The organism is Kribbella sp. NBC_00889 (genome assembly GCF_045207705.1).
Lineage (GTDB): Bacteria > Actinomycetota > Actinomycetes > Propionibacteriales > Kribbellaceae > Kribbella.
The window spans coordinates 68,217-93,834 of sequence record NZ_CP108783.1 but is presented as its reverse complement, the minus strand read 5'-3'; the positions used below and the strand labels follow the sequence as shown (position 1 = coordinate 93,834).

Genomic DNA, 25,618 nt, shown 5'->3' with positions numbered 1-25,618 from the left:
GGGGCCAGATGATGTACGTGAGACGGTGTGTCGCAAGAAGACTCGTGTGACTGATGTGAACAGTACGCAGCGTAGTCAGGGTAACCGCGATACGAGACCGGGCCCGACTTCCTCGATGTTCAACGCGAAGATGCGATGGTCGCGCCAGTCGCCGTCGATGTGCAGGAACCGCGGCCGCTCCCCTTCGTACCGGAAGCCGAGCTTCTCCACGACGCGCAGACTTGCCTTGTTCTCGGGGCGGATCGCCACTTCGATCCGGTGCAGCCCGAGGGTGAACCAGCAGTGGTCGGCTGCGAGCGCGACCGCGGTCGGAACGATGCCACGGCCGGCGTACTGCTCATCGACCCAGTAGCCGAGGTTCGCCCAGCGCGCCGAGCCGTAGGTGATCCCGGAGACGGTCAACTGCCCGACCAGCGGCCATTTCGACCGTGGCCCGACGCCCGCGGCACCGCCGTACGTGATGACGAACGGGAGCATCCGCCCGTACCGCGCTTGCCGGTTCCAGTCTCGTGCCATCGCCCGGAAGGTCCGCGCACCGTCCTCCGCACCAGGCGGTTGGGTGGCGTCCCACGGGCGCAGCCAGCTGACGTTGCGCTGGCGTGCGGCCGCCCACTCGCCGCCATCGCCTGCGCGCAGCGGACGCAGCGCGACCTGCCCGTGCTGGAGCTCCACAGGCCAGTGCACGATCGCCATCAGTCGGTGTCCGTCCTGACATGGTCGCCGCCGTGCACCTGGTCGACGGCGTGCCGCAGCAGCGGCTGCAGTACGGCGAGTCCGTCCTTCACACCGCCCCGGGACCCTGGCAGATTCACGATGACCGTCGCACCAGCCACTCCGGCGAGCCCACGCGACAGAGCGGCCGTCGGTACGCCGTTCGCCACGCCGTACGCCCTGATCGATTCGGCGATGCCCGGCACAACCTTCTCGATCACGGCAGCGGTCTGCTCGGGTGTCTCGTCGGTCGGCGAGATGCCAGTGCCCCCGGTTGTCAGCACTACGTCGTACGACGCTTCGACCGCGGCTCGCAACGCGACACCGACCGGCGGACCATCCCGCACGACCTGGGGACCGGAAACCTCGAAGCCCCATGACGTCAGGCGCTCGGCGATCACCGGACCGGTGGTGTCGGTGTAGACGCCGGCGGCGGCGCGGTTCGAGATGCTGATGACGAGAGCCCTCACGGCCGCTCCCAGTGCCCGGTCTTGCCGCCTTCTTTGAGCTCGACGCGGACGTCGGACAGAACGGCGGCCGGGTCGATCGCCTTCACCATGTCGATCACGGCGAGCCCCGCGACGGCGACCGCGGTCAGCGCCTCCATCTCCACGCCTGTGCGGTCGGTGGTCTTCACCGCGGCGGTGATCAGTACGGCGTCGTCCGCCACCTCGAGGTCGACCTTCGCTCCGGTGATCGCGATCGGGTGGCAGAGTGGGACCAGGTCAGGGGTCCGCTTGGCACCCATGATGCCGGCGATCCGGGCGACGCCGAGCGCATCCCCCTTCGGTACGCCGTCGCCGCGCAGCGCGGTCACCACCTCGGCCGAGACAAGAACCTTGCCGCTGGCAACAGCCCGGCGACTCCCCACGTCCTTGGCCGAGACGTCGACCATCCGGGCGGCCCCGGTCTCGTCGACGTGGGTCAGCCCCGTCGGGTCCTCCGTCATCCGGTCTCCTCGTCCAGCAGCAACAGCTCGACCTGATCGCCGGCCCGGACCGACGTCACGTCCTCCGGCACCACGATCAGCGCGTTCGCACGGCTCAGCCCACCGAGCAGGTGTGAACCGTGCCCGCCGACTGTACTGGCCATCCAGCCCTGGTCGCCCGGCCTGGCCGCGGCGCGGACGAACTGCCGCCGTCCCGACGGTGAGCTGAACGCGTCCAGCGACACGCCCTGGACCGTGGACCGCCGGTACGGCATCTGTCCCATCAGCTTGCGCAGCGCCGGCCGGACGAACACCTCGAACGACACGTACGCCGACACCGGGTTGCCTGGCAGCGTGAAGATCGGCACCTCGTCCTCACCGAGCACACCGAACCCCTGCGGCTTGCCCGGCTGCATCGCGACCTGCGGGAAGTCGACCGTGCCGGTCTTGCTGAGGATCTCCTTGACGATGTCGTACGCACCCATGCTCACGCCGCCGGTGGTGATCACCAGGTCGGCTCGAACCAGCTGGTCGGACAACGTGTCCATGATCTTCTTCGGGTCGTCGTCGACGATGCCGACGCGGTAGACCACGGCCCCGGCGTCACGGGCCGCGGCGGCCAGCGTGTAGCTGTTCGAGTCGTAGATCTGTCCCTCGCCCAGCCGGCTGCCCGGCTCCTTCAGCTCCGCTCCGGTCGAGACCACAACCACTCGCGGCCGCGGCCTGGCCTTCACCCGCGCCCGGCCGACAGCGGCCAGTACGGCGATCTGCCGCGGTCCGAGCACGGTGTCGCGCTCCAGGACCTGCTCTCCCGCCCGCACGTCCTCACCGGACCGACGGACGGACATGCCGAGCGACGGCTGCTGAACGATCCGCACATTCACGGTCCCGCCGTCGGTCCACTCCACCTGGACGACGCTGTCCGCACCCCGCGGCATCGGTGCGCCGGTCATGATGCGGACACACGTCCCCGGCGTGACCACGATCGGCTCGCTCCGGCCGGCTCTGATCTCGCCGACCACTGGCAACGTGATCGGGTTGTCCTGCGACGCGCCGGCCAGGTCGGCGGCCTGAACGGCGTACCCGTCCATCGCCGAGTTGTCGAACCCGGGCAGGCTCACCCCCGAGACGACGTCCTCGCAGAGCACCAGCCCCAGCGCCTCCATCAGCGGCTGATCGAACGCCGGCAGGGCCGTCACCCTGCCGAGCACGGCCTCGAGATGCTCATCCACACTCCGTCTCACGAGCCCGACCCTAATCGGTACAGAACGACAGGAGGTAGTTGACGTCCCGCCCGGCCCTCACGCTCACGGTTGAGTCGGAGATGGCCGTCGGCGGCACTACCTCCTGTCGATATGCACGGCCTCCGGGTGGTTCCCCCAGGTCATGCGGATGTCCGGTGCCCGCTCCTCGTTCGCCGCGCCGTCGGTACGACGTACTTCGGTGAAGCCGTGCCGGGCGTAGAACGACTGCGCCCGGGTGTTGGTTTGGAAGGTCCACAACGCCAGCCCGCCGGGCCGGAGATCCTTCGCGAGCTCGACGAGCGTCGACCCGACGCCCTGACCGGCCGCGTCCGGGTCGACGTACAGCTGGTCGAGGTCGTCGCCGTCCAGCGTCAGGACCGCGACGATCCGGCCGTCGTCGAGCCCCACCCACGTCTGTGCGTCCGGTAGTAACACCTCCGCGAACCAGGTCGCGACCTGCTTCGCGGAGTGGATCGCGGGCGGCAGCAGCGAGGGCTCCGCGTGCCGCGAACGCCACCAGACCTGCGCGGCCTCGTCCGTGTCGTACGGCTCCAGCGGCCGGATCAGCAGGTCGTCCATCCAGTTCCCCCCAGCTCGTGATGTCAGGCGCGGAGTTCGGCCCCGTCCGGGATCACCCGGCGCTCGCCGGCCGGCGACTCCAGCTCGACGTCGCCAACCACCACCACATCCTTGCCGAAGGCAACGTCACCGCGCACCTCGAGCCGGTCGGCGCGGACCAGCGACGGCGGGCCGGCCGGGAACCGGACGTCGAAGTCGGCCAGGATCTTGAAGTACTCCGGGTCGAGGTCGACGTACGGCTCGTCGCCCTCGTGCGTGGTGGTCAGGTCGCCGGCCTCGTCCAGCTCGTAGACGTCGGAGCGCAGTACCAGCAGGTCGTTCGTGGTCTTCACCGGTTTGAACCGGCTGCGGTCGACCAGCACCGCCTGCGAGCCCTCGAAGGTCTCGATCGCGGTCCCCATCCCGGTCTCCAGCTGGATCACCTTGGGCGAGGACGGGTCGGCCGGGTCGACGGTCTTGCGGTTCACGATGATCGGCAGCCCGAGGATCCCGTCGTGACCCTCCATCAGCTCGGCCAGCCGGTCCAGGTCGATCCACAGGTTGTTGGTGTTGAAGGTCTTGTGCCGGGCGACGTCCTGGAAGTACTTCGTGTCCTCGGCCGCGACCTGTGCGCTGTCACGCAGGATCAGCCGCCCGTCGGACTTGCGCACCGCAACGTGCCCGCCCTTGCGGTCGGACCGGGTCCGACGGCAGACCTCCATCCCGAACGGTACGTCGTGCTCCGCCATCCAGGCCGCGATCCGCGGGTCCGCGGTCGCGCCGAGGTTGTCGGCGTTGGAGATGAACGCGTGCCGGAAACCGTGTTCCCGCAACGCGTCAAGGGTGCCGGAGGCAACCAGTGCGGTGAACAGGTCGCCGTGCCCCGGCGGGCACCAGGCCAGCTCCGGGTCCGGCTCCCACTCCGCCGGCGTCAGGTCGTCGGCGAGCAGCTTCGGCTCCATGTTCTGCTGGAAGTCCAGCGGCAGGCCGTCGATCGCCAGGCCGTCGTACTCGCTGAGGATCTGGCGCGACTCCTCCGTGGTCCGGAACGAGTTCATCAGCACCAATGGCAGTGGTACATCGTACCTGCGCCGGGTGCTGAGGATCTGCCGGGCGATGATGTCGAGGAAGCTCAGTCCGTCCTTGACCGGCAGTGCGGACTTCGGGCCGGTGACACCCATCGACGTACCGAGGCCGCCGTTGAGCTTGATCACCACCGTCTCGGCCAGCGCTGCCCGCTGCGCTGCCGAATCGGTGTCCAGGTGGTCCAGATGCGGCAGGTCCCCTACCGGCTCGATGTCGTCCTCGCGGATCGTGCCCTGCTGACCGGACTCGAGTAACCGGTAGTAGTGCGTGAAGACCCGGATCGCGACGTCGGCGGTGCCGGCCGCGCGCATCTTCTCCTGCGCCTGTCGTAGACCTGCCTCACTCATGTCCCAACACTAGGGGACGCGTGGTGATCACAGTGTTAACCGCGTCACGCCGCCTACGATCAGTAGGTGTTCGCGTCCAAGGCCGCTGCGCGGTCCCATTTCCTCGGTGCCCGCAGCAATCGATCGTCCGCAGGGGACCTGCTGGCAGGTGCCCGCTCGTTGGCGGCGGTGCAGAGCGCCCGGCGGGTGGCTCTGTACGTGTCCAGGGGGCCCGAACCGCAGACTGGCGCCCTGATCGACTGGCTGCTGGCTACCGACCGTGACGTCCTGCTGCCGATCCTGTACGCCGACAACGACCTCGGCTGGGGTGTGGCACCGGGAGCGGCCGATCTGGTCCCCGGCCGGCTGGGTCTGTCCGAGCCGCCCGTGGACCTAGGCCCGGATACCATCGCCACCGCGGATCTGGTCATCTGCCCGGCTGTGGCTGTCGCCCGCGACGGCATACGCCTCGGACGCGGTGGTGGCTCCTACGACCGGGCACTGGCACGAGTGTGGCCCGGTACGCCGATCTGGGCCGCGGTGTACGACGTCGAAGTCGTCGACAAGCTTCCAGCCGACGACCACGACCGTCCGGTGCACGCGGCGCTCACGCCAAACCACTTGCTCCTGCTGCGAGGATCTCTGGATGACTGAGACCGCGGTAGAAGCCGCAGCCACAGCCGGACGTGACCTCGGCCTGACGGTCACCGACCCGACAGTCCTGTACAGCGCCTTCTCGGTGGTAGTGCACCTCAAGCCGTCCCCTGTGGTCGCACGCGTGCCGATGAACCTGCCGGACTACCTGATGGAAAGAGAGGCCACCGCAGTACGTCAGCAGCGTGAGCTGGACGTGGCCGGGTGGCTGGTGGACCAGGGCAAGCCGGTGATGGCGCCGAGCCCGCTAGTGCCACGGAAACCGGTGGAGAAGGACGGCCTCTCCATGACGTTCTGGCAGTACGTCGAGGAGGACAGGTCGGTCGAACCCGACTACGTCGCGGGGACGGTCCGGGCCGCCGAACTGCACGCCATCCTCGCGGAGTACCCGCGAGAGCTTCCGTGGCTGACCCCGCTGCTCGCTGTGCCGTCGGGCATCGAGTCGCTGGAGGCGGTGCCTGGGCTGCTCGAGCAAGCCGATGTCGACCGGGCGCGTGCCGAGTGGGCGGTGCTGGGACCGGTGCTGTCGAGCCGGGCCGCCTTCGAGGCGGTCTTCCCGTCGGCCACGATCCAGACGATTCACGGCGACGCTCCGTCGTACAACGTGATCCCGACGAAGGACGGAGTGCTGTGGTCCGACTTCGAGGACACGACGCTCGGCCCGATCGAGTGGGACCAGGCGGGGTTCGGCCCGGAGCTCGGCAAGGTGTACGACGAGGCGGCGGCCGCACTGGGACGCCCCCAGCTCGATGAAGCTGTGCAGCGGGTGATGGACATCGCTCGGGTCATGCAGGTCATCGTGTGTACTCCGCTGGTGCCGCGACTGCCGGACCTGGCGGACGGCATCCGGATGTTCGCCGCACAGTGGCGGGACATGCCGTTCGCTGGTGGACTGGGCTGATGCTCAGCGAGTACGTCGACACCGGTGTCCTCCCCGGTCTGATCTCACTGGTCAGTCGCGGCGACGAGACCCGGGTCGACGTACTCGGCAAGCTCGCGTTCGACGGTCCGGAGCTGCAGCGGGACAGCCTGTTCCGGGTCGCCTCCTTCACCAAGCCGATCGTCGCCGCGGCGGCGATGATCCTGGTCGACGAACTGCGGCTGTCCATGGACGCACCGGTCGGCGACCTCCTGCCGGAGCTGGCTGATCCCGTCGTACTGCGGCAGCCGGATGGACCACTCGACGACACGGTCCCGGCGGAGCGGCCGATCACCCTGCGGGACCTGCTCACGTTCCGGCAAGGGCTGGGCGAGTCGGACCACCCAGCGCTGCGGGAACGCGAGCAGGAGCTGGAGCTGCGCACGTTCGGGCCTCCGGTGCCGCGTACTCCGCTCGAACCGGACGAGTGGATGCGGCGACTGGGGACACTGCCGTTGCAGTATCAGCCGGGTGAGCGGTGGATGTACTCGACCGGCTCACACGTGCTCGGCGTACTGATCGCGCGGGCGACCCGAGGGCCCTTGGAGACGTTCCTGCGGGAGCGGATCTTCGAACCGCTCGGCATGCGGGACACCGGGTTCATCGCGTCGGATCAGGCGCGGCTCACGACGGCGTACCTCGGAGAGGACGTCCTGGACGCGGCGGCGGACAGCCAGTGGCTGGAGCCGCCGTCCTTCCCGGATGCGAGTGGTGGGCTGATCTCCACGGTCGACGACTTCCATGCATTCGCCCGGATGCTGCTGGCCGGCGGCGACGGTGTGCTGTCCCCTGCGGCGGTCGCGGAGATGACAACTGATCAGCTCACGGCAGCACAGCGTGCTGCCGCCGCCGACTTCCTCGGACCGGAGACCGGATGGGGGTATGGGCTGTCCGTCGGAGGCGGGCGGTACGGCTGGGCCGGCGGTCTGGGGACGCTGTGGTCGACCACGCCGGCCGACGGGACCATCTCGATCCTGCTGACCCAGCGTGCCCTGTGGACGTGGCCGGAGGCACTGTTCGCCGAGGCTAGCGCTCCGGCTTGGTGAACGTCAGGAGATCCTTCCGGCTCTCCTCGACGGCGCCCTTGGTGTAGGCCCAGGGCAAGGTCTCGCCACGTACCCACAGCTCGGTCTGATCGGTGTAGTGGGACGAGAACGCGTGCCCGGACACACCGGTCAGGTTGATCCAGCGGGACTTGTCGAAGTCGGCCAGGTCGACCACCATCCGCATCGAGGGTGTCGACGTCACCGCGTAGCCCTCGGCGGCATCCCACGAGGTCGCGTCCACGAGCGACGTACCGCCGCCCAGCTCGTATGGTCCACGGTTGAACATCCGCTCGATCACGCCGATACCCGACGTACCGAGCGTCTGGTTGGTCAGCGTCAGCTTGTGCAGCTTGCCCCACTGCCAGTTCGCCGGCTCGCGGGCCATCTTCTGGGTGATCTCGGAGCGGGCCTCGACCAGCGCCTCGCGGAGGATGTCGTCGCGGCTCTCCAACTGCGGCGTCCCGATCTTGTCCCACCACTTGCTGTTCGGCTGGGCGAGCAGTGTGTGGATCACTTCGAACCAGCGCGAACCACCGTCCGGCCAGGTGCTCTCCGGGAGCTGGTCGTGGAAGGTCAGCGCGAGGATGTTGCGCCACACCACGTTGAAGTAGGCCGCCGCCGCGGAGTCGGCCGGCTGGGTGAAGTCCCAGTTCTTGAGGGTGTCCTGCCCCTGCCGGTCGAAGCTGTCGTCGATGCCGATCCGGAGCAGATACGGCACCACCATCTCGGCCACCCGGTTCTTGGTGTCCAGCTGGATCGACGCCATCGCGTTCGCGTCCAGCTTCCCGGCCGCCTTGATCCGGTCGGTGATCTGCTGCGACCGGTAGCCGTAGTCCCAGTCGTCGGTCAGGAAGTACTTGTACGTCGGCGGCACCACCGCCTGGTTCGCGGTGACGATCACGCCGCCCGCCGGATCGAAATCACTCGGCAGCGAGTCGAACGGGATGTACCCCTTCCAGCGGTACTTCGGATCCCAGCCCGGCACCGGCCAGTCACCGCGGCCGGCGTTGCGGATCGGGATCCGTCCGGGCGCCTGGTAGCCGATGTGGCCGTCGGTGTCGGCGTACACCAGGTTCTGCGAAGGGACCTGGAACGACTTCGCCGCGGCCCGGAACTGGGTCCAGTTCTGGGCCCGGTTGATCGCGAACAGTGCGTCGGCGGTGCGGCCCGGGGTCAGTGCGGTCCACTGCAGTGAGACGCCGTACGCCTTCGGGTGTTTGCCCCGCTTGGCGACGATCTCCCCGATCTCGCGCTGGTCGTCACCGACGTCGGAGATGAGCGGACCGTGCCGGGTCTCCCGGACGGTGATCTTCACCGGTTCGTCCTCGCCGGCGACCTTGAACGTCTCCTCGCGCGTCGCCATCTTGCTCCACCGGTTGTTGTAGAGCACCTTGTTCCCGTTGACGCGCTCCAGGTACAGGTCCTGGACGTCGGGGTCGAGGTTGGTGAAACCCCACGAGATCGCGTTGTTGTGGCCGATCACCACGCCGGGCAGACCCGAGAAGCTGAAGCCCGATACGTCGTACGGACAGGCTCGGCTGACTTTGTTGCAGTGCAGACCGACCTGGGTCCAGATCCCCGGCATGGTCGCGCCGAGGTGCGGATCGTTGGCCAGCAGTGGCTTACCGGTGGTGGTGTGGTCGCCGGAGACGACCCAGGAGTTCGATCCGATCCCGTCGCCCTGGCCGAGCAGTTGCGGCAGCCCCTTGGCCACCTTGTCCACGGTGTCCAGGGACTTCAGCAGGTCCTTCGTCAGCATCCCGCGCCGCAGCTCGGAGTCGGCCGGCGCGGTGGTGAACTGGCCGTCGCGACCGACGGCACCCGTCGCGAGGATCGGCTCGTTCCGGTCGAACGGATAGTCCGGGTAGAGGCTCTCGATGGTGCGCGCCGGGAACGACGCGAGCAGCTTGGTCTTGGTGATCTCGTCGTCCATGTTGCCGCCGAGGTCCCACGCCATCGCCTTCAGCCAGGCCAGCGAGTCGGCCGCGGTCCACGGCTCCGGGCGATAGTCGGTGCCCTTCAGCGACAGTACGGCGTACTCCAGGCTCAGACCGGAGCCACTGTGCGTCGAGAGGTACGAGTTCACTCCGCGCGCGTAGTCGTCGAGGTACTGCCGGGTGGACGGCCTGAGCAGACCGAGCTCCTTCTCGGCGACCCGGCGCCAGCCCAGGGTGCGGATGAACTTGTCGGTCTCCAGAGCGCTCTCGCCGAACAGCTCGGACAGCCGCCCGGCGGTGACGTGCCGGCGGAAGTCCATCTCGAAGAAGCGATCCTGCGCTGCCACGTACCCCTGCGCGGCGAACAGATCGGACGGGCTGTCGGCGTAGATCTGCGGGATGCCCTGGGCGTCGCGGACCACCTCGACCTCCGCGTCGAGACCGTCCAGCTCGATCGTTCCGTCGTAGGTCGGGAAGGAATGGCGCACGACGAAGACGACGGTCCCGGCGATCACCAGGAGGACCGTGGCGAGGGCGATTCCGCTGATGACGAGAACTCGAAGCAGGCGACGCACGGACCCAACCGTAGAGAATGCCGCCGTCCACCCCAAATGGGGTCCCTCACAACTTTGCGTTGCTCTGCGTTCCATCGCCATGAACACAGAGTTGGAATACGTCGCCGTCCCGGCCGCCGACCTGGACCGCATCCGCTGTAACGACCACGACGACTTCGGCAATCCGATCGTTCCGCTGACCTCCGGCGGTGGCGAACCGCTGCGGTGCTGTCTCACGATCGCTCCGGCCGGCGACCGGATCGCGCTGGTCTCGCACCGGCCAATGACGGCCGGCGGACCGTACGCCGAGGTCGGACCGGTCTTCGTCCACCTGTCCGACTGCGGGGGTCCCGCGTCCGACGGCTACCCGGCCGACTTCCGGGACCGGCGGTCGGTACTGCGCCCGTACGACGCCTCGGGGCAGATGCTCGACGGGGTGCTGGCCGCGGCGGGGACCGGCGAGATCGAGCTCAAACAGCTGTTCGACGACCCGGCGGTGGACACCGTTCAGGTGCGCAACGTGATCGCCGGCTGCTGGAACTTCACGGTCCGCCGACAGGCCTGAGTTGGAATACTTCGGGCCGCTGGCGCATTATTAGCAGTCGAGTAGTAGGAGTGCCAGCGGCCTGAAGGGAACCGAACGTGCCGACGTATCAGTACCAGTGCACCGACTGTGGTGAGGCGCTCGAGGTGCGACAGAGCTTCACGGACGACGCGCTGACCGTCTGCCCGGCGTGCCAGGGCACGCTGCGGAAGGTCTTCAACGCCGTCGGTGTCGTTTTCAAGGGTTCCGGCTTCTACCGCAACGACAGCCGCTCGTCGGGCAAGACCACCGTGCCGGCCAAGTCCGAGTCCTCGGCGGCCTCCTCGTCGTCTTCGTCTTCGTCCTCCTCGTCGGAGTCGAGCTCCTCGTCGTCAGGTGGCTCCTCGTCCTCCGGCAGCTCGTCGTCGTCCAACGGCTCGTCTGGTGGTTCGTCGTCCTCGTCCTCGACGAACACCAGTGCTGCCTGACCTGCTGCCTGATGCTCCTATAGACCGCCGGGTGTCAAGTTTGGGGTGGTGAGGGCTTGTTGGATGAGGGGGAGGAGTTCGCGGCAGAGGGCGCGTTTGAGGCAGCGCATGATTTCTTTGGTGGTTTTGCCTTCGGTGCGGCGTCGGGCGACGTAGGCGCGGGTGGGTTGGTGGTGGCGCATGCGGACCAAGGCGATGGTGTGCAGGGCGGAGTTGGCCTGGCGGTCGCCGCCATGGTTGAGGCGGACGCGATGGGTGCGGCCGGAGGCGACCGGGACGGGTGAGGCGCCGCAGAGCGCGGCGAAGGCTGCGTTGCTGTGGAGCCGGTGGGGGTTGTCGCCGGCGGTGGCCAGGAGTTGGCCGGCGGTTTCCGGGCCGACGCCGCAGCGCTCGAGCAGCGCGGGTGCGGTCTGGCGAGTCAGGGCGCGCAGTTGGGTGTCGGCGTCGGTGATCTCTTCGGTGAGGTGCTGGCAGCGGCGGGCGAGGCGGCGCAGCGCGGTCTTGGTGGCCTGGATCGGGTCGGCCAGATCGGCGGCCGGGCGCAGCGCCGTGGCGTGCTCGACGAGTTGGTCGGTGGGCAGGCCGGCGAGTTGGCTGCGTAGTGGCTCGGGGGCAGTGACGACCAGGTGCTTGAGCGTGTTGGTCGCGGCGGTCCTGGCCTTGACCGCACCGGAGCGCGCGGTCCGCAGGACGCGGATGGATTCCACCACACCGGTGCGTGCCTTCGGGGTGCCGGTCGCGGTGCCGGCCAGTACCGCGCGAGCGGCGGCCTCGGCGTCGATCGGGTCGGACTTGCCGTGCTGGTGGCGGGTCTGCCGGTTCGGCCGCGACACCTCCACGACCCGCAGACGTTCGGCAGTCAGCTTGCGAGCCAGCGACGCGCCGTAGCTGCCGGTGCCTTCCACACCCACGGCAGCCAGATCGCCGAACCCGCCCAGCCAGGCCAGCAAGCGCTTCTCCCCGGCGGCGGTGGCCGGGAACTGGGCATGAGCCAGCAACCTGCCAAGGTGATCGACACACGCCGCGGTGTGCGTGTCCAGGTGGGTATCCACGCCGCCGACGACCTGACCGGGTCCAGCGACCTCGGTGATGTCGAACTGGGTAGCGCTGATCGGGTCTGTCATCGTAGAGACAGCCGTCCTCTCGTTTGCGAACCGACATGGGACGGCACGCACCGCCGGCTGGGCGGACAGCACATGGACGGGCCTCTGCGACAGGCTCCTATCAGGTCACGTTCCGTCCGGCCGGTGCGTGCAGCTCGCCGGCCGAAGACAGATCAGACAAAAGTCAACCCGTTCCCAGGCGACGGTGGATAACAGAGTCATCCGGCCGACGAGCACATCATCCATGTGGATAACTGAAGGGCGGCCGCCGGCGAAACTCGTACCTTCTCCGGCATGAGACTCCCTTCACTCCTTCGTGACCTGTTGCGTGCCGCTCGGTGGCATCGCCGGCTTCTCGCCGGCGTGGCTGCCGCGGCCGCTGTGTACTTCGGCCTCGTCGCCCTGTCCCCTCCACCACCGCCGACCATCGCCGTGCTGGCCGCTGCGCGCGATCTCACCGGCGGAGCCGTCCCATCCGACGGTGATCTCCGAACACTCGACCTGCCCGTCGGCGCCGTGCCCGACGGTGCGCTCCAACCCGGCACGGATCTGACCGCGCGCGTTCTGAGCGGACCGGTCAGATCCGGTGAGCCGTTGACCGACGCACGCTTCCTCGGTCCTGTTTCGGTTCCACCGGGATCGCTGGCCTACCCGTTCCGCATCGACGACCCCGACATCACCGCACTCCTCCGCGTCGGCGATCGCCTGAACCTGTACGCCGCGACGAGCAGTACAGCCGAGTCCGCGGATCTGCTCGCTCGAGCGGTGCGAGTGGTCGCGCTGCCGAGTCCGCGGACGACGTCCTCCGGCGCTCTCGTCGTCGTCGCCACCACATCGGACGTCGCGACCAGACTGGCCCAGGCCACAACCAATTCCCGCATCACGGTCGCACTGACACCCGACACCGGCTGATCACCAATCGGACAGGTCCCGGCACGAAGCGTGGCTGCCCCCCGGCGCGCTCCCTCGCCCTCGCGGCTGTGCGGTCCTACCTTGTCTCGGGTACATCACCTGCTTCGTGGAGGCACCATATGCTCAAGGGCTTCAAGGAATTCGTCATGCGCGGGAACGTCGTCGACCTCGCGGTCGCCGTCGTCATCGGCGCCGCGTTCGGCCTGGTCGTCAGCTCGGTCGTGAACAACCTGATCAACCCGCTGATCGCCGCCATCTTCGGCAAGCCGGACATCAGCGGCGTCTTGACGTTCACCATCAACAACGCGGAGTTCTCGATCGGCGCGATCCTGCAGGCGGGACTCAACTTCCTGTTCGTCGCCGCGGCCGTGTACTTCGTCATCGTGATGCCGCTGAACAAGCTGGCCGAGCGCCGGGCCCGCGGTCAGGAGCCGGAGCCGGACCCGCTCACCACCGAGCAGGAGCTGCTGACCGAGATCCGCGACCTGCTGCGTTCCCGTTCGGTCTGATCTCTGCAGGAGCGGGTAGGCGCACAAACCTCAGCCCCTGAGCTCGCCAGGCGCCTACCTTCTCCCCGGTTTCGTCAGTCCCCGGCGTAGCGCATCCAGCGGTAGGCCACCGGCTGATCCGCGTTCCACTCGTCCATCAAGCCCGCCGGCACGTCCACGAATCCCGACCGTTGGTAGGTCGCGATCGCGATCGCGTTCTCCGGCCGCACCCGCAGGAACACCTCGGAGTACCCGGCCTTACCGGCCGGTCCGAGCAACGCCCGCACCAGCTCCGCCCCGATCCCCCGACCGCGGACCTCCGGGTCCAGGATGATCCGCGCCAGCTCGACCTCGTCCTCCTCCTCGTCGAGCCAGACCTCCCCGTAGCCGACCGGTCGTTCCCCGTCGAAGAGCAAGTACGACTCGATGTCCGGGTCGTCGTCCTTGCGCCAACTCGCCGTCAACTCCGTCGGGAACGGGTACTCGGCCCGCCCGGACAGCAATCCCACTTCGTTCGCATCCACGGCCCAGCTCGCGACCAGACCGTCGTACCCGCTGGTGAACCCCCGAAGCTCCACGCCCGTCCCCTCAGTTCACGAACTCCACGATCGTTCGCACCAGCTGGTCCAGGTACGGCGGGAAGGTGGGCAGCGGTGGCTCCGCGCTACCGGCCAGCTCACGACTCCCCTGGATCAACCGCAGCAATGCGTCGACCGTCTTGCGCTGATGCGACGGATTCTCCGGCACCGACGGAAGCACCGCCACCGGGATTCGGGTCAGCCCGGTGAGCTCGGCGTCAGTCACACCCCGCAGAGTCTCACCGGCCAGCAATCCGTCCACGACCTCAGGAGGGCAACCGAACTCGATCAGCCCCGCACGTGTACGCGCATCCACGGCCGCATCACCGCCGGTCGCAGGCCAGGCCAGCAGCAGCCGCTCGACGAGGTCCGGATGTTCCATCGCGAGCCGGGCCGCGACCGGACATCCGTTGGATGCTCCAACGATCGTCAGTCCGCTGTCCCCCGGCGGCAATCGGAGGTTCCGGAGATGTTCACCCAGCGCCGTGACCTCGGCGTCCCATCCACTCGGCCGCTTCAAACGGTCCGGCGCCAGCACGGTCACCCCGTGCGACGCCAGTCCGCCGATGACTCCCGTCGTACCCCAGAAGGCTTTCGCGTCCATGGCATCCCACAGGCCGCCGTGGATCAGCAGGACGGTGTTCATTCGTGGTGGGGCGGGACCTCGCGGAGGATGCGCTCGTCGTCGTCGCTGCTGAAGTCGTTGTCGCCCCAGGTGCGCGGGTCGTCATCACGGGTCTGGTCCGGCAGCAGCGGCTCGTCGTCTTCGTACGGGCTCGTCATGCCTTTAAGATTACCGGGCCTGCGCACCCCCGCCCCTGGAATTCCGGGGATCCGTAGTGACGGCGGTTCAGGCCTCCATCGCAGCGCGGGACGGGCGACCAGCGCGTGCACGTTACAGGTCTGCCTCGGTTGCCGAACGATCCGGCGGCGTGACCGGAACGACGCGCCGCCGTGATGTTCCGGCACGCATGACGTGACGCCGGTCGACCATCATGGGTGACCTTGCCAACCCGGAAGGACCGAGTCGTGAGTGCATTACGGACACGGGGCCTGATCGGTGCGACGCTTGTCGTGGCTGTACTCGGCATCACCGCCGCCTGCGGTGACGAGAGCTCCACGTCCCCGCCCGCCGCCCAGCCCAGCGATACGCCGACCACCCCCGGCAGCCCAACCGCGTCGCCCACCTCCAGCGGCACACCCAGCACCGACTGCCCTGACACGATCGCAGCCGTCCGCGCGGCCGCCGACAAGGTCGTGTGGGGCAAGGGCGTGGCGACGTCAGTGTTCCAGCCGGTCAGCGTGACGATCTGCCAGTACGACGCGCAGGCGTCCGGGCAGGCCTATGCGACCGGCACCACCCAACGCACAGCCAAGCAGGCGACCGACCTGTTCGCGCTGGTGAACGCACCGAAGCCCGTTGCCAAGAAGCCGGCCTTCTGCACGAAGGAACTCGGCCCGACCTACGTCCTGCGGTTCACCGACAACGACCGCGGCGTCCTCTCCTACACCGCGGAGGCCTTCGGCTGCCGCCGCCTGGTGGCGACCTCCTTGGAGGGCCAGGGCAAGCCGGGCGTGCTGCCGGCTCCACGCCAGGTGACACCCGAGCTGATCAAGTCGCTCGGCCTGCGCTGACCCTGCGCCGGACGTGCACCCCGAAGCCGTCCGGACCGGGGTCAACCGCGCCTGCCTTGCGGGTCCCTCCCTGGGGCCGACCCGCAAGGTAGGCAGCGGCGGCTTGTCAGCGCCCTCCCGAACCTGCACTCTGTTCGTTCCGGGAGGGGTACATGCGACTGCTACGACTGCTGTGCGCGCTGCTACTCGTGTGCACGGCCTGCTCGTCGGAAACCCCTTCATGCGCAGGGGTTTCCGGCTTCACTTGTACGACGCTCCGCGTACCGCTGGACCATCAACGGCCGGACGGTCCGTCGCTCGACCTGGCCGTGGCGGCCGCGGACAATGTAGACGCGCCGCGTGGCGTGCTCCTGATGCTCACCGGCGGCCCCGGCCAACCGGGTGTCCCACTCCTGGCTCGCGTCCGTGCGTACCTCGCTGCCGAGGTGTTACGCGAGTACAGGCTGGTCATGTTCGACCAGCGCGGCACGGGCACGCCTGGCATCAATTGCCCTTCTCTGCAAAGAGCTGTGGGCGGCTCGGACTTCCTGACACCACCCGCCGAGGCTGTGGACGAGTGCGCGCAGCGGATCGGACCTGCGCTCGGGTACTACGGCACGCCGGACACCGTCGAGGACATCGAGCTGCTCCGGCAGCACCTCGACGCCGACCGCCTGACGCTGGACGGTACGTCGTACGGGAGCTTCACGGCGGCGCAATACGGACTGAAGTACCCGGACCGCGTGCAGTCGCTCGTGCTGGACTCGATCGTCCCGCACAAAGGCTTCGACCCGCTCGCCGTCGACCTGACGGCGACAACCGGTAGGGTCCTGAAGGCCGCATGCCGCCAAGACCCTGCTTGTACGACGGATCCCGTCGCCGACCTCGCCTGGTTGGTACAACACGGGGTGAGTGGCACCGACGTGATGGAGAGCTTGTCCGTCTCCAGCCTCAACACAGTGAACCCATCGCTGAAGGGCATCCCAGCGATCCTGCACGCCGCCCGCAACGGCGACGATGCCGGCTTGAAGGAGTTCCTCCAGCAGGCGACCAGCAGTGGTCTCTCCTACGACACGTTGTCCGCCGGACTGCACATGGCCACGCTCTGCTCGGACCTGCGCTTCCCCTGGACCGGCCAGTCCGCCCGCGGCCAGTCCGCGCGCGGCCAAGCACTCGAGACAGCTCTACGCCGTCTGGATCCGAAGCAGCTGTATCCGTACGACCTGCGCACCGTACGCGAACAGCAGATGATCCAGGGCTGCCTGCGCTGGCCGGCCGCGCGGACGTCGACGTACCCGAAGGCGCAGGAGTTGTTGCCGCGCACACTGATCCTCCAAGGCAGCAACGACCTGTTCTGTCCGGTGGAGTGGGCTCGATGGGAGCAGGCGAATGCACGCTCGGCACGGCTGGTCGTCGTACCGGGTAGTGGGCACGGTGTGCAGCGCGATGCGCGCGGGCAGGATGAGGCCCGCAAGTTCCTGCTGGGCTAGGCGGTCTAGTCCAGCAGTCGCGGTGAGATCCAACTGTGTGTGAATGGTTGCAGCACCCTGAGCCACTCGATGCGTCTAATAGGTGTGAGGTGTTGTACGCCCGGCCAGGGAGCGGCGAGTGGAGTTCGAGGAGTACGTGTCCGCCCGCGGACAGGAACTGGTGCGGCTCGGTTTCACGGTTTCCGGCGACTACCAGCGAGCGGAGGATCTGGCGCAGATCGCGCTGATGCAGGCGTTCCGGGCCTGGCGCAAGGTGCGGACGGCGGACGATCCGCACAACTACGTCCGGCGGATCCTGATCAACGCGTACCTGTCGATGACGCGGCGGCGCTCGTTCACCGAGGCGCCGACGGCCGAGATCGACGCAGAGCGCACAGTGCCCGACCCCGCCACCGGCATCGTGAACTCCGACGACCTCTGGCGCTCGCTGGCCACGTTGTCGGCCCGGGAGAGGGTCGTGCTGGTCCTGCGCTACTACCAGGACCTGGACGACCACACGATCGCCGACCTGCTCGGCATCAAACCGTCCTCCGTCCGCGCGACCGCCAGCCGAGCGCTGGCCACGCTGCGACGGACCAGGCAGTCCCACCGTGTTGATGAGAGGTTGTCGTGAGCAACACCGATCTCGAGGATGACCTGCGGGCAACCCTCGACCGTGCCGCGGCCTCGGTGCCGCCGGTCACCGACCTGACCGAGCGGGCCACCACCGGCGCCCGGCAGGCCCAGCGCCGTACCTGGATCGCCTCCGGAGCCGCCGCCGTCGCGGTGGCCGCGATAGCTGTCGTGGGGTTCAACCTGGCCGGCCGGGACGCGCCTTCGCAGTCGCCGGTCGCGGCCGGCACCGCCTCGGCGACGCCGGCCGCGAAAGTCCAGCTCTCGCCCCAGACCGTGGCCGGGACCTGGCGAGCGGTTGAGATGGACGGACTGAAGACGCTGAAGGCGGCGCGACCCGAGGATCCGGTGCTCGTGCTGCTGCCGGACGGGACCTGGAACGGGTCCGACGGCTGCAACGGCCTCCAGGGGACGTACACGATCGGTCAACGCGGCGAGTTCACCGCCACGGTTGGTCCGCAGCGCATGGTCGGCTGCGAGAACGTGCCGCACACCGGCGTACTGAAGACGGCCAAGCGGGTCGCCCTGGACGCCGACACGCTCCGGTTCTTCGCCACCGACGGGCGTCAACTTGCGAGTTACGCTCGCGCACGGTAGTCGAATTTGCTTGCGGACGGTGATCAACTATTGACTGAACGGAGTCACGGGCTGGACGATTTACGGAGCCGTCCACCGATTGGGGAGCTCTGTGCGACTCACAGCAACCGTCCCGCTGCTCGCGCTTGCCTCCGTTTCACTCCTCGCAGTCGGTCTCACCGCGACAGCCACGCCTGATGCGGTGACCGAAGCGGCAGCATGCTCGCACGCTCAGCCGAGCGCGAGTTCGGTCCAGTCCAAGCGCTTGGCGCAGCCGACGTCGTCGACCGATGCCCGCCCGCTCGGCGAGGCGCTCGGTGACGGCATCTCGGTCGCCGTGCAGTCCCTGGAGCCTCTGGACGCCACCGGCCGGCCGACGTCAGGGCTGCCGTACGGACTGAGCGCCGGCGTCATCGGCGTGGTCGGCTCCGCCACGACCGGCTACCAGGTCGTGGTCGACAGTTCGGTGCTGGACTCGAAGAAGTACCAGGCCGCGATCGCCCGCAGCGTCCCGACGGCCGGCCAGGAGATGGTCGGCCTCGAGCGCAGCTGCCGCTCGGTCCGCGCGATCTCCGACGCCTGGAACGCGGTCGGCGCCCGCTCCTGGTCCTCCGATGCGAGCCGTACGACGTTCGCCGCCGACCTGGACCCGGTCACCGAGGACATCGTCGTGGAGTACGACGAGGCAAGCACCTCCCCCGCATCACTCGACGGCTTGCGCAGACTGAACGGCGTACAGGCAGTCGCCAGCTCGCTGGAGCGAACGACCCGGCTGAGTGACACGCCGAACGGCGGCCACTGGGGCGGTGCCCGGATCACGTCGGCCCTCAAGAACTGCTCGGCCGGTTTCTCCGTCGTACGACGCTCCAACGGGCAACGCGGCTCGGTCACCGCCGGCCACTGCGGCGGCGTCGGCACGGTCTGGAAGTCGGGCAGCAACTACTACGGCACCACGTCCGTGCGGACGAACTACCCCGACTACGACCAGTCCTTGCTGACCGGCAGCACGTACGGCCCGAAGATCTGGACCGACGGCCCCGGCGACCCGGTCGACACCCGAACTGTCACCGGCGGCGCCGACCCCGGTGTCGGCACGGCCGTCTGCCAGTCCGGCAGCTTCAGTACGTCGCTGTGCGGCCTCAGAGTCATCTCGAAGTCGGCGAAGTACTGCGACACCGACGGCTGCACGACGTACGTCATCCGCGCCACCCGAGGCGGCCAGATCGCGATCATCGGCGGCGACTCCGGCGGCCCGGTCTACACCGCGCCCGGCCGCACCACCGCCACCATCCGCGGCATCACCTTCGCCGGATCCGGCTGCGCGTCCTCCCGCTGCGCCACCCTCTACGCCGAGCGCTACGACTCGATCGCCGGGCACCTAGGCGTCCGCGCCCTCACCGGCTAGCCTCCGGGGCTCGTGCTGGGCGAGGTCACCGTTCCTCGACAGGCTGATTGCGCCGCCCACGGCGAGGACGAATCCCAGTGTCGCGACCCACCCCCAGCCCGGCCTGGGCATGTCGCCCAGCATGATCAGGCCGACCAGGGCGGGTGCGACCGTCTCACCGACGACCAGCGGCGCCGTCGCTTGCGTCACGCTGCCGCGTTGCAAGGCCGTCGAATACGTGAGGAGCGCGACCCCGCCCGCCAGGAGCAGCGCATAGATCGACGGATCGGTGAACAGCGTGCCGAGATCGCTGAAGAACGTGTCGAGATGGAGCGAGCCGGGCAGCACCCGGGCGGCCACCGCAACCGCCCCGAAGGCAAGGCCGGCCAGCGCGCCGAGGGCGGCGGCACCCGGGGGGCCCTTGATCTGGGCCAGTGGCACCGCCAGAACCCCGAGTACGACGGCCGCCACCAGCACGCCCCAACGTTCCGCCTCGCTGACCGAGACCGCACGGTCCTCCGCCGCGGACAGGCCGACCAGCACCAGTCCGGTGAGGACAACCAGCAGGGCGATCCAGTCGGAGCGATTCAGCGGCATGTGCAGGAAGATCGCGCCGAGAACCGCGGTGACCGCCAGGAAACTCGCCACGATCGACTGCACAACGAACAGTGGCAGCGATCTGAGCGCCGCGATCGACAGCAGGAACGCGAAGGCGTCGAGCCCGGTTCCCAGCAGGTACGGCCAGGAGCGGAACAGCCGGATCGCCAGCCGCGGATCGAGGCCCTCCACGGTCTCGGCACGGCGTGCGGCGACTGCCTGCAGGACCGATGCCACGCCGTAGCAAACGGCTGCTGCAAAGGCTCCGAGCAGGCCGGCGATCATGTGCCGAGGCTACGCCGGAATTCCGCAGGTCAATACGTTCGACTAAAAGCACCGTCACCAAACGTGCTCGGGCGGGGTCGTTCGGGTAGGTATACGTCACCAACGGTCTCGTGTACCGTCGTGACCGGGGAAGCGATGCGCACTGTTGCATTGCTGCGTTGCACAGGGGTGGGCGATGAGCACAACGGTGGATACTGCTGCGCTGCCAGCAGAATCGCGTGCCCGGACTCGCTCGGTTGGTGTTCTCAAACCGCTCGACGATCGCTGGCCGGACCGTTTCGCCGCCGCGATGTTCGTATTCGCCGCGCTGGCCGCAATTGTGGCGCTGATACCGCCGTGGCGGAATTATTTCGCGCGGGAAGAAGACATCGTTTCGATGCTCACAATTCCCATTGTGCCGAGCCTCGTTTATGCCGCATTACTCACAGCGATGGGTGTCGCACTGCGACGCAGGCTGCGCGCCGCGTGGTGGCTCCTGGTGCTGTGGTGGCTGATCCTCCCGGAGCTCGCGAGGATCGCCTCTCTGCTCGACGGCGGCTCGCTGATCCAGATCGCCGGCTTCGTTCTGATCGCCGGAGTGCTCGTCATCGCGTGGCGCGCCCGGCCCCAATTCGCGGCCAGACGGGTGCCGGGCAGCCTGCTGCTGGCGATCGTCTCGTTTCTGGTCGGCGGCGCGGTCGTGCTGTTCGGCGGCGCCGCCTTGGTCCACCGGTTCGGCGACGCGAGCAGCTTCGCGACCGCGGCGCAGTACGTGTTCGTCGAGATGCTGACCGATGTCGGCTGGGCGGCTCCCGACGAAGTGGTGACCTCACCGTTCTGGGTGCACGCGGTGATCGGGATCTCGGGCGCATCCGTCGTACTGATCTCTGTGCAATTGTTGTTCCGGGCGCCCAAGCAGACCCGGACGCTGGACGTCGCCGACGAGGCCAGGATCCGGACGCTGCTGCGGGACTTCGGCGACACCGACTCCCTGGGGTACTTCGCGACTCGCCGGGACAAGTCGGTCATCTGGGACACCGGCAGTCCGGCCTCGGCCCGGGCGGGTGTGTCGTATCGCGCGATCGGATCTGTCAGCCTGGGCAGCGGGAACCCGGTGGGCGACCCCGAGCACTGGCCGGCGGCCATCGCGCGGTGGCGCGAGGACGCGAGGTCGAACGGCTTGTCGCTGGCGGTGATGGGCGCGGGCGAGGAGGGTGCGGCCGCGTTCGCAGAGGCCGGGCTGACGGCGTACGAGATCGGCGACGAGGCGGTCCTCGACCTGCGGACGTTCTCGCTGAACGGGCCGGGTATGAAGGCGGTTCGGCAGTCGGTGTCCCGTTTGCAGCGTCGCGGCTACACCACGAGGGTCATGCGTCATTCGGCTCTGAGCGCCGACGAGTTCGCGGCCCTCAGCGTCGCGGCCGGCTCGTGGCGCGGCGACGGCGGGGACGAGCGGGGGTTCTCGATGGCGCTCGGCCGTCTGGAGGACTCACTCGACGGTGACTGCGTTCTGGTGCGTGCGGATGACGCGGACGGGAACCTGCGCGGATTCCTCAGCTTCGTTCCGTGGGGCCGGACAGGGCTCTCGCTCGACTTGATGCGTCGCGACCCGTCCGCCGACAACGGCCTGGTGGAACTGATGGTCACAGGCCTCGCCGAGCAGGGCGCCGCGCTCGGCATCGGCCGGCTGTCGCTCAACTTCGCGATGTTCCGGGAGGCGTTCGAGCGAGGCGAGGAGCTCGGAGCCGGCCCGGTTGCCCGGCTGTGGCGTCATGCGCTCCTGCTGGCGAGCCGCAACTGGCAACTGGAATCGCTGTACCGCTCCAACGCCAAGTACCTCCCGGTCTGGCAGCCACGATTCATGTGCTTCGAGTACACGTCGGACCTGCCACGGGTGGGAACGGCCGCGGGCAGTGCGGAAGGGTTCCTCACTCGTCCTAGCCTCTCGATGCTGCGGGGCAAGTCCGCGCAGAACGGCGAGACCACTCTGGACACCGCCGACGCCGACCACGCCGCCGCGGTCGCCGCCCTGATCCCCGCCCCGCCGGATCCGCTGGCCGAGGCGATGTCTTTGCAGAAGCTGCCCGAACAGGTGCGGGTACGGCGGGAGAAGCTCGAGCGGATCCGGGCCAGTGGCGTCGATCCCTATCCGGTGACGTACCCGCGGACGCACACGATGGCTGAGGTCAAGGCCGAGGCCGGAGTGCTTCCGCCGGGAACGTCGACGGGTACCCGGGTATCGGTGGCGGGCCGAGTCATGCTCAAACGCGACCACGGACGGTTGGGTTTCGCCAAGCTGCGCGACGGAAGCGGCGACCTGCAACTCATGGTCGACCTCGCCGCCGTCGGCCAGGAGACCTTCGACTTCTGGCGTCACGAGATCGACCTCGGAGACCATATCGGCGTCACCGGCGAAGTGATCACGACCTTGCGCGGCGAGCTCTCGGTGCGCGCCGAGTCCCTTCAACTGACGTGCAAGGCGGTCCGCCCGCTTCCGGACAAGTTCAAGGGAATGGTCGATCCGGAGGCACGGATCCGGGCTCGCTATGTCGACCTGATCGTTCGTCCGGCCGCTCGCGACATCGCGTACACGCGGGCGACCGTCGTACGGAGTGTGCGTGAATCCCTGCATGCGCGCGGATTCACCGAGGTGGAGACTCCCGTCCTGCAGTCGATCCACGGCGGCGCGAACGCCCGTCCGTTCGAGACCCACATCAATGCCTACGACCTCGATCTGTATTTGCGGATCGCCACGGAATTGCACCTGAAACGACTGCTGGTCGGCGGAATGGAGAAGGTCTTCGAGGTGGGCCGGCAGTTCCGCAACGAGGGCGTGGATTTCAAGCACAATCCGGAGTTCACATCGCTGGAGGTCTACGAGACGTACGGCGACTACAACACGATGCGGATCCTGACCCAGGAGATCATCCAGGAGGCTGCCACCGCCGTGTACGGCTCGCCGCTCGCACGCCGTACCGATGCGAACGGGAAGACGGTCGAGTACGACCTGTCCGGGGACTGGCCGGTCAAGAGCATCTGCGAGGCGGTGTCGGAGGCACTCGGCGAGGAAGTCACCGCGGACACACCGATCGAGGCGCTGCGCGGACACGCGGACAAACTCGGACTGGAGTACGCCGGCGACACCACCTGGGGACCCCTGCTCGAAGAGATCTACGAAGAGCTGTGTGAACGCACCACGACGACACCTGTGTTCTACAAGGACTTCCCGAAGGAGAACGCGCCACTGACGCGGCCGCACCGGTCGGACCCACGGCTGGCGGAGAAGTGGGATCTGGTGATCTTCGCGGCTGAACAGGGTACGGCGTACTCCGAGCTGGTCGATCCGGTGGACCAGCGCGCGCGACTCGTGGCCCAGTCCTTGCTGGCCGCTGCCGGCGATCCGGAAGCCATGCAGGTCGACGAGGACTTCCTCGAGGCGCTGGAGTACGGCATGCCGCCGACCGGTGGGATGGGGATGGGGATCGACCGCCTCGTCATGAACCTGACCGGGCTCTCGATCCGCGACACCATCCTGTTCCCGCTCGTCCGGCCGAGCGGGTAGGGCGTGAGGCCGTTGTGACCACCCGCCACGCAACCGCTGTCCAGAAGGTCTCGGTCCTCACCCTGACCGGCATGGTCGTCGGTTCGATGGTCGGTGGTGGAGTCTTCACGCTCCCCGGCGAGTTCGGCGAGGCGACCGGCGTACTGGGTGCCGTCATCGCGTGGATCATCGCCGGCACGGGCATGCTCATGCTGGGCCTCGTCTTTCAGTCGCTCGCCGTACGCCGGCCGGACCTGGACAGCGGTGTGTACATCTACGCGAAGACCGGGTTCGGCGCGTATGCCGGGTTCAATGCGGCCTTCGGCTACTGGGCCAGCAACGTGGCGGGCAACGTCTTCTTCATGGTCTTCACGATGACCACGCTCGGCACCTTCTTTCCGGGCCTGGGGCAAGGAAACACCTTCCTCGCCGTCGTACTGGCGTCGGCGCTCGTGTGGTTGTTCCACTTCCTGATCGCGCGCGGCGTACGGCAGGCGACCGTCGTCAACCGGATCGTCACGATCGCCAAGCTCGTGCCGATCCTCACCTTCATCGTGATCGTGGCCGTGGCCTTCGAAGCGGGGACGTTCGCGGACAACTTCTGGGGCGGTGACGAGCGGTCGGTCGGCGCGGTGTTCGACCAGGTCAAACAGACGATGCTGGTCACCACGTTCGTGTTCCTCGGGATCGAGGGGGCGAGCGTCTACTCGCGCTTCGCCCGTCGTCGTGAGGACGTCGGGCGAGCGACGGTGCTGGGGTTTCTCAGTGTGCTGGCCGTGTTCGCGTCGGTGACGCTGCTCTCGTACGGCGTACTGCCGCAAGCCGACCTGGCGAAGGCCAAGCAGCCGTCGATGGGCGGCGTACTCGAATCCGTGGTCGGATCGTGGGGATCGACGTTCATCAGCATCGGCGTGATCATCTCCGTCCAAGGCGCGTATCTGGCGTGGACGTTGATCAACGCGGAGGTTCTTTACATGCCGGCGCGCGGTGGGGTGATGCCGAAGTTCCTGACCCGTGACAACGTGCACGCGACCCCGATCGCCGCCCTGCTCACCACGACCCTCGCTGTTCAGTTGGTGCTCGTTCTGGTCCTGTTCGTCAACGACGCGCTGGACTTCATGCTGAAGCTCGATACCGCGCTGTCGTTGGTGCCCTACCTGCTGGCGGCGGCGTACGCGCTCAAGCTGACCATCACCAGGGAGACCTACACAGCGGCCGACGAACCGGAGCGGCGCAAACAACGGGCGATCGCAGCCGTCGCGGTCCTCTACTCGATCTTCATGCTGTACGCCGCAGGCCCGAAGTACCTCCTGCTCGCCTCGATCGTGTACGCGCCGGGGACCCTGTTGTATCTCCTGGCCCGCCGCGAGGAAGGCCTGCGTGCGTTCAACCGGGCCGAGGCCGTGGCGTGCGTGGTGCTGATCGTCGCGGCGGTGCTCGGTGTCGTGCTGCTGTTGACCGGCTCCAGCGATGTATGACGGGTGA

Annotated in this window: 26 protein-coding genes; 14 read left to right on the top strand and 12 right to left on the bottom strand. The window is 68.1% G+C overall.

Going from position 1 to position 25,618, the window contains the following annotated elements; all coding sequences use genetic code 11:
* Nucleotides 1-75: 75 nt before the first annotated feature.
* The 6 genes from OG817_RS00445 to OG817_RS00420 all read right to left on the bottom strand — a co-directional run bounded on the left by OG817_RS00445 (nt 76) and on the right by OG817_RS00420 (nt 4,874).
* Nucleotides 76-693, bottom strand: a complete 618-nt coding sequence (locus OG817_RS00445) for a GNAT family N-acetyltransferase (protein WP_131362872.1) — start codon at nt 691-693, stop codon at nt 76-78.
* Nucleotides 693-1,181, bottom strand: coding sequence for a molybdenum cofactor biosynthesis protein B (locus tag OG817_RS00440; RefSeq protein WP_406051421.1), 489 nt, complete (start codon nt 1,179-1,181; stop codon nt 693-695). The genes OG817_RS00445 and OG817_RS00440 overlap by 1 nt, the downstream gene beginning before the upstream one ends.
* Nucleotides 1,178-1,660 (bottom strand): cyclic pyranopterin monophosphate synthase MoaC, encoded by a 483-nt coding sequence (moaC, locus tag OG817_RS00435; protein ID WP_396396885.1) that lies wholly within the window; start codon nt 1,658-1,660, stop codon nt 1,178-1,180. Before moaC ends, OG817_RS00440 begins: the two co-directional genes overlap by 4 nt.
* The gene (gene glp, locus OG817_RS00430) at nt 1,657-2,883 is read right to left on the bottom strand and encodes a gephyrin-like molybdotransferase Glp (RefSeq protein ID WP_406051419.1); all 1,227 of its coding nucleotides are present in this window, start codon (nt 2,881-2,883) and stop codon (nt 1,657-1,659) included. Before glp ends, moaC begins: the two co-directional genes overlap by 4 nt.
* Before the next feature lie 96 nt (nt 2,884-2,979).
* Nucleotides 2,980-3,462 carry a GNAT family N-acetyltransferase gene (locus OG817_RS00425; protein ID WP_396396882.1) on the bottom strand — a complete coding sequence of 161 codons (483 nt, stop codon included), beginning with the start codon at nt 3,460-3,462 and terminating at the stop codon, nt 2,980-2,982.
* 23 nt (nt 3,463-3,485) lie between these two features.
* Nucleotides 3,486-4,874 (bottom strand): UTP--glucose-1-phosphate uridylyltransferase, encoded by a 1,389-nt coding sequence (locus OG817_RS00420; RefSeq protein ID WP_406051418.1) that lies wholly within the window; start codon nt 4,872-4,874, stop codon nt 3,486-3,488.
* A 66-nt stretch (nt 4,875-4,940) separates the two neighbouring features.
* Between OG817_RS00420 and OG817_RS00415 the strand changes: the two genes are divergently transcribed.
* From OG817_RS00415 to OG817_RS00405, 3 genes are read left to right on the top strand one after another with little or no spacing between them, the layout of a single operon-like run.
* Entirely contained in the window at nt 4,941-5,507 is a 567-nt protein-coding gene (locus tag OG817_RS00415; RefSeq protein WP_406051417.1) for a 5-formyltetrahydrofolate cyclo-ligase, read from the top strand.
* Entirely contained in the window at nt 5,500-6,408 is a 909-nt protein-coding gene (locus OG817_RS00410) for a phosphotransferase (protein ID WP_406051415.1), read from the top strand. The genes OG817_RS00415 and OG817_RS00410 overlap by 8 nt, the downstream gene beginning before the upstream one ends.
* Nucleotides 6,408-7,472 (top strand): serine hydrolase domain-containing protein, encoded by a 1,065-nt coding sequence (locus OG817_RS00405; protein ID WP_406051413.1) that lies wholly within the window; start codon nt 6,408-6,410, stop codon nt 7,470-7,472. Before OG817_RS00410 ends, OG817_RS00405 begins: the two co-directional genes overlap by 1 nt.
* On the opposite strand, the gene OG817_RS00400 is transcribed toward OG817_RS00405, so the two are convergent.
* Nucleotides 7,453-9,984 carry a penicillin acylase family protein gene (locus OG817_RS00400; RefSeq protein ID WP_406051412.1) on the bottom strand — a complete coding sequence of 844 codons (2,532 nt, stop codon included), beginning with the start codon at nt 9,982-9,984 and terminating at the stop codon, nt 7,453-7,455. The two genes, OG817_RS00405 and OG817_RS00400, sit on opposite strands and share 20 nt — an antisense overlap.
* A gap of 79 nt (nt 9,985-10,063) precedes the next feature.
* Here OG817_RS00400 and OG817_RS00395 point away from each other — a divergent pair, with 79 nt between their 5' ends.
* Both OG817_RS00395 and OG817_RS00390 read left to right on the top strand, forming a co-directional pair.
* Nucleotides 10,064-10,528: a DUF1203 domain-containing protein gene (locus tag OG817_RS00395; protein WP_406051410.1), complete on the top strand. Its 465-nt coding sequence runs from the start codon at nt 10,064-10,066 to the stop codon at nt 10,526-10,528.
* 77 nt (nt 10,529-10,605) lie between these two features.
* Complete coding sequence (locus tag OG817_RS00390; RefSeq protein WP_406051408.1) at nt 10,606-10,974, top strand: FmdB family zinc ribbon protein; 369 nt, start codon at nt 10,606-10,608, stop codon at nt 10,972-10,974.
* Between the two features lie 17 nt (nt 10,975-10,991).
* On the opposite strand, the gene OG817_RS00385 is transcribed toward OG817_RS00390, so the two are convergent.
* Nucleotides 10,992-12,098, bottom strand: coding sequence for an IS110 family transposase (locus OG817_RS00385; protein ID WP_406051407.1), 1,107 nt, complete (start codon nt 12,096-12,098; stop codon nt 10,992-10,994).
* Nucleotides 12,099-12,371: 273 nt separating this feature from the next.
* Between OG817_RS00385 and OG817_RS00380 the strand changes: the two genes are divergently transcribed.
* On the top strand, nt 12,372-12,989 hold the full coding sequence (locus OG817_RS00380; protein ID WP_406051406.1) for a hypothetical protein: 618 nt from the start codon (nt 12,372-12,374) through the stop codon (nt 12,987-12,989).
* 119 nt (nt 12,990-13,108) lie between these two features.
* Nucleotides 13,109-13,498, top strand: a complete 390-nt coding sequence (mscL, locus tag OG817_RS00375) for a large conductance mechanosensitive channel protein MscL (protein WP_406051405.1) — start codon at nt 13,109-13,111, stop codon at nt 13,496-13,498.
* 74 nt (nt 13,499-13,572) lie between these two features.
* On the opposite strand, the gene OG817_RS00370 is transcribed toward mscL, so the two are convergent.
* From OG817_RS00370 to OG817_RS00360, 3 genes are read right to left on the bottom strand one after another with little or no spacing between them, the layout of a single operon-like run.
* A complete protein-coding gene (locus tag OG817_RS00370) occupies nt 13,573-14,055 on the bottom strand; it encodes a GNAT family N-acetyltransferase (RefSeq protein WP_406051403.1) in 483 nt (160 codons plus the stop codon).
* 10 nt (nt 14,056-14,065) lie between these two features.
* Nucleotides 14,066-14,701 (bottom strand): alpha/beta fold hydrolase, encoded by a 636-nt coding sequence (locus OG817_RS00365; RefSeq protein ID WP_406051401.1) that lies wholly within the window; start codon nt 14,699-14,701, stop codon nt 14,066-14,068.
* Nucleotides 14,698-14,838, bottom strand: a complete 141-nt coding sequence (locus tag OG817_RS00360; RefSeq protein WP_396396861.1) for a hypothetical protein — start codon at nt 14,836-14,838, stop codon at nt 14,698-14,700. The genes OG817_RS00365 and OG817_RS00360 overlap by 4 nt, the downstream gene beginning before the upstream one ends.
* A gap of 246 nt (nt 14,839-15,084) precedes the next feature.
* Between OG817_RS00360 and OG817_RS00355 the strand changes: the two genes are divergently transcribed.
* The 5 genes from OG817_RS00355 to OG817_RS00335 all read left to right on the top strand — a co-directional run bounded on the left by OG817_RS00355 (nt 15,085) and on the right by OG817_RS00335 (nt 19,752).
* Nucleotides 15,085-15,690 (top strand): hypothetical protein, encoded by a 606-nt coding sequence (locus tag OG817_RS00355; RefSeq protein ID WP_406051399.1) that lies wholly within the window; start codon nt 15,085-15,087, stop codon nt 15,688-15,690.
* A gap of 152 nt (nt 15,691-15,842) precedes the next feature.
* The gene (locus OG817_RS00350; RefSeq protein ID WP_406051397.1) at nt 15,843-17,159 is read left to right on the top strand and encodes an alpha/beta fold hydrolase; all 1,317 of its coding nucleotides are present in this window, start codon (nt 15,843-15,845) and stop codon (nt 17,157-17,159) included.
* A gap of 118 nt (nt 17,160-17,277) precedes the next feature.
* Nucleotides 17,278-17,772, top strand: coding sequence for a SigE family RNA polymerase sigma factor (locus OG817_RS00345; RefSeq protein WP_396396856.1), 495 nt, complete (start codon nt 17,278-17,280; stop codon nt 17,770-17,772).
* Nucleotides 17,769-18,368: an META domain-containing protein gene (locus OG817_RS00340; protein ID WP_396396854.1), complete on the top strand. Its 600-nt coding sequence runs from the start codon at nt 17,769-17,771 to the stop codon at nt 18,366-18,368. Before OG817_RS00345 ends, OG817_RS00340 begins: the two co-directional genes overlap by 4 nt.
* Before the next feature lie 91 nt (nt 18,369-18,459).
* Entirely contained in the window at nt 18,460-19,752 is a 1,293-nt protein-coding gene (locus tag OG817_RS00335) for a hypothetical protein (RefSeq protein WP_406051395.1), read from the top strand.
* Here the strand turns inward: OG817_RS00335 and OG817_RS00330 are convergent.
* Entirely contained in the window at nt 19,726-20,613 is an 888-nt protein-coding gene (locus tag OG817_RS00330; protein WP_406051394.1) for a hypothetical protein, read from the bottom strand. The genes OG817_RS00335 and OG817_RS00330 overlap by 27 nt on opposite strands.
* A gap of 175 nt (nt 20,614-20,788) precedes the next feature.
* Here OG817_RS00330 and lysX point away from each other — a divergent pair, with 175 nt between their 5' ends.
* Nucleotides 20,789-24,154, top strand: coding sequence for a bifunctional lysylphosphatidylglycerol synthetase/lysine--tRNA ligase LysX (lysX, locus tag OG817_RS00325; RefSeq protein ID WP_406051393.1), 3,366 nt, complete (start codon nt 20,789-20,791; stop codon nt 24,152-24,154).
* Nucleotides 24,155-24,168: 14 nt separating this feature from the next.
* On the top strand, nt 24,169-25,611 hold the full coding sequence (locus OG817_RS00320) for a basic amino acid/polyamine antiporter (protein ID WP_406051392.1): 1,443 nt from the start codon (nt 24,169-24,171) through the stop codon (nt 25,609-25,611).
* Nucleotides 25,612-25,618 lie beyond the last annotated feature (7 nt).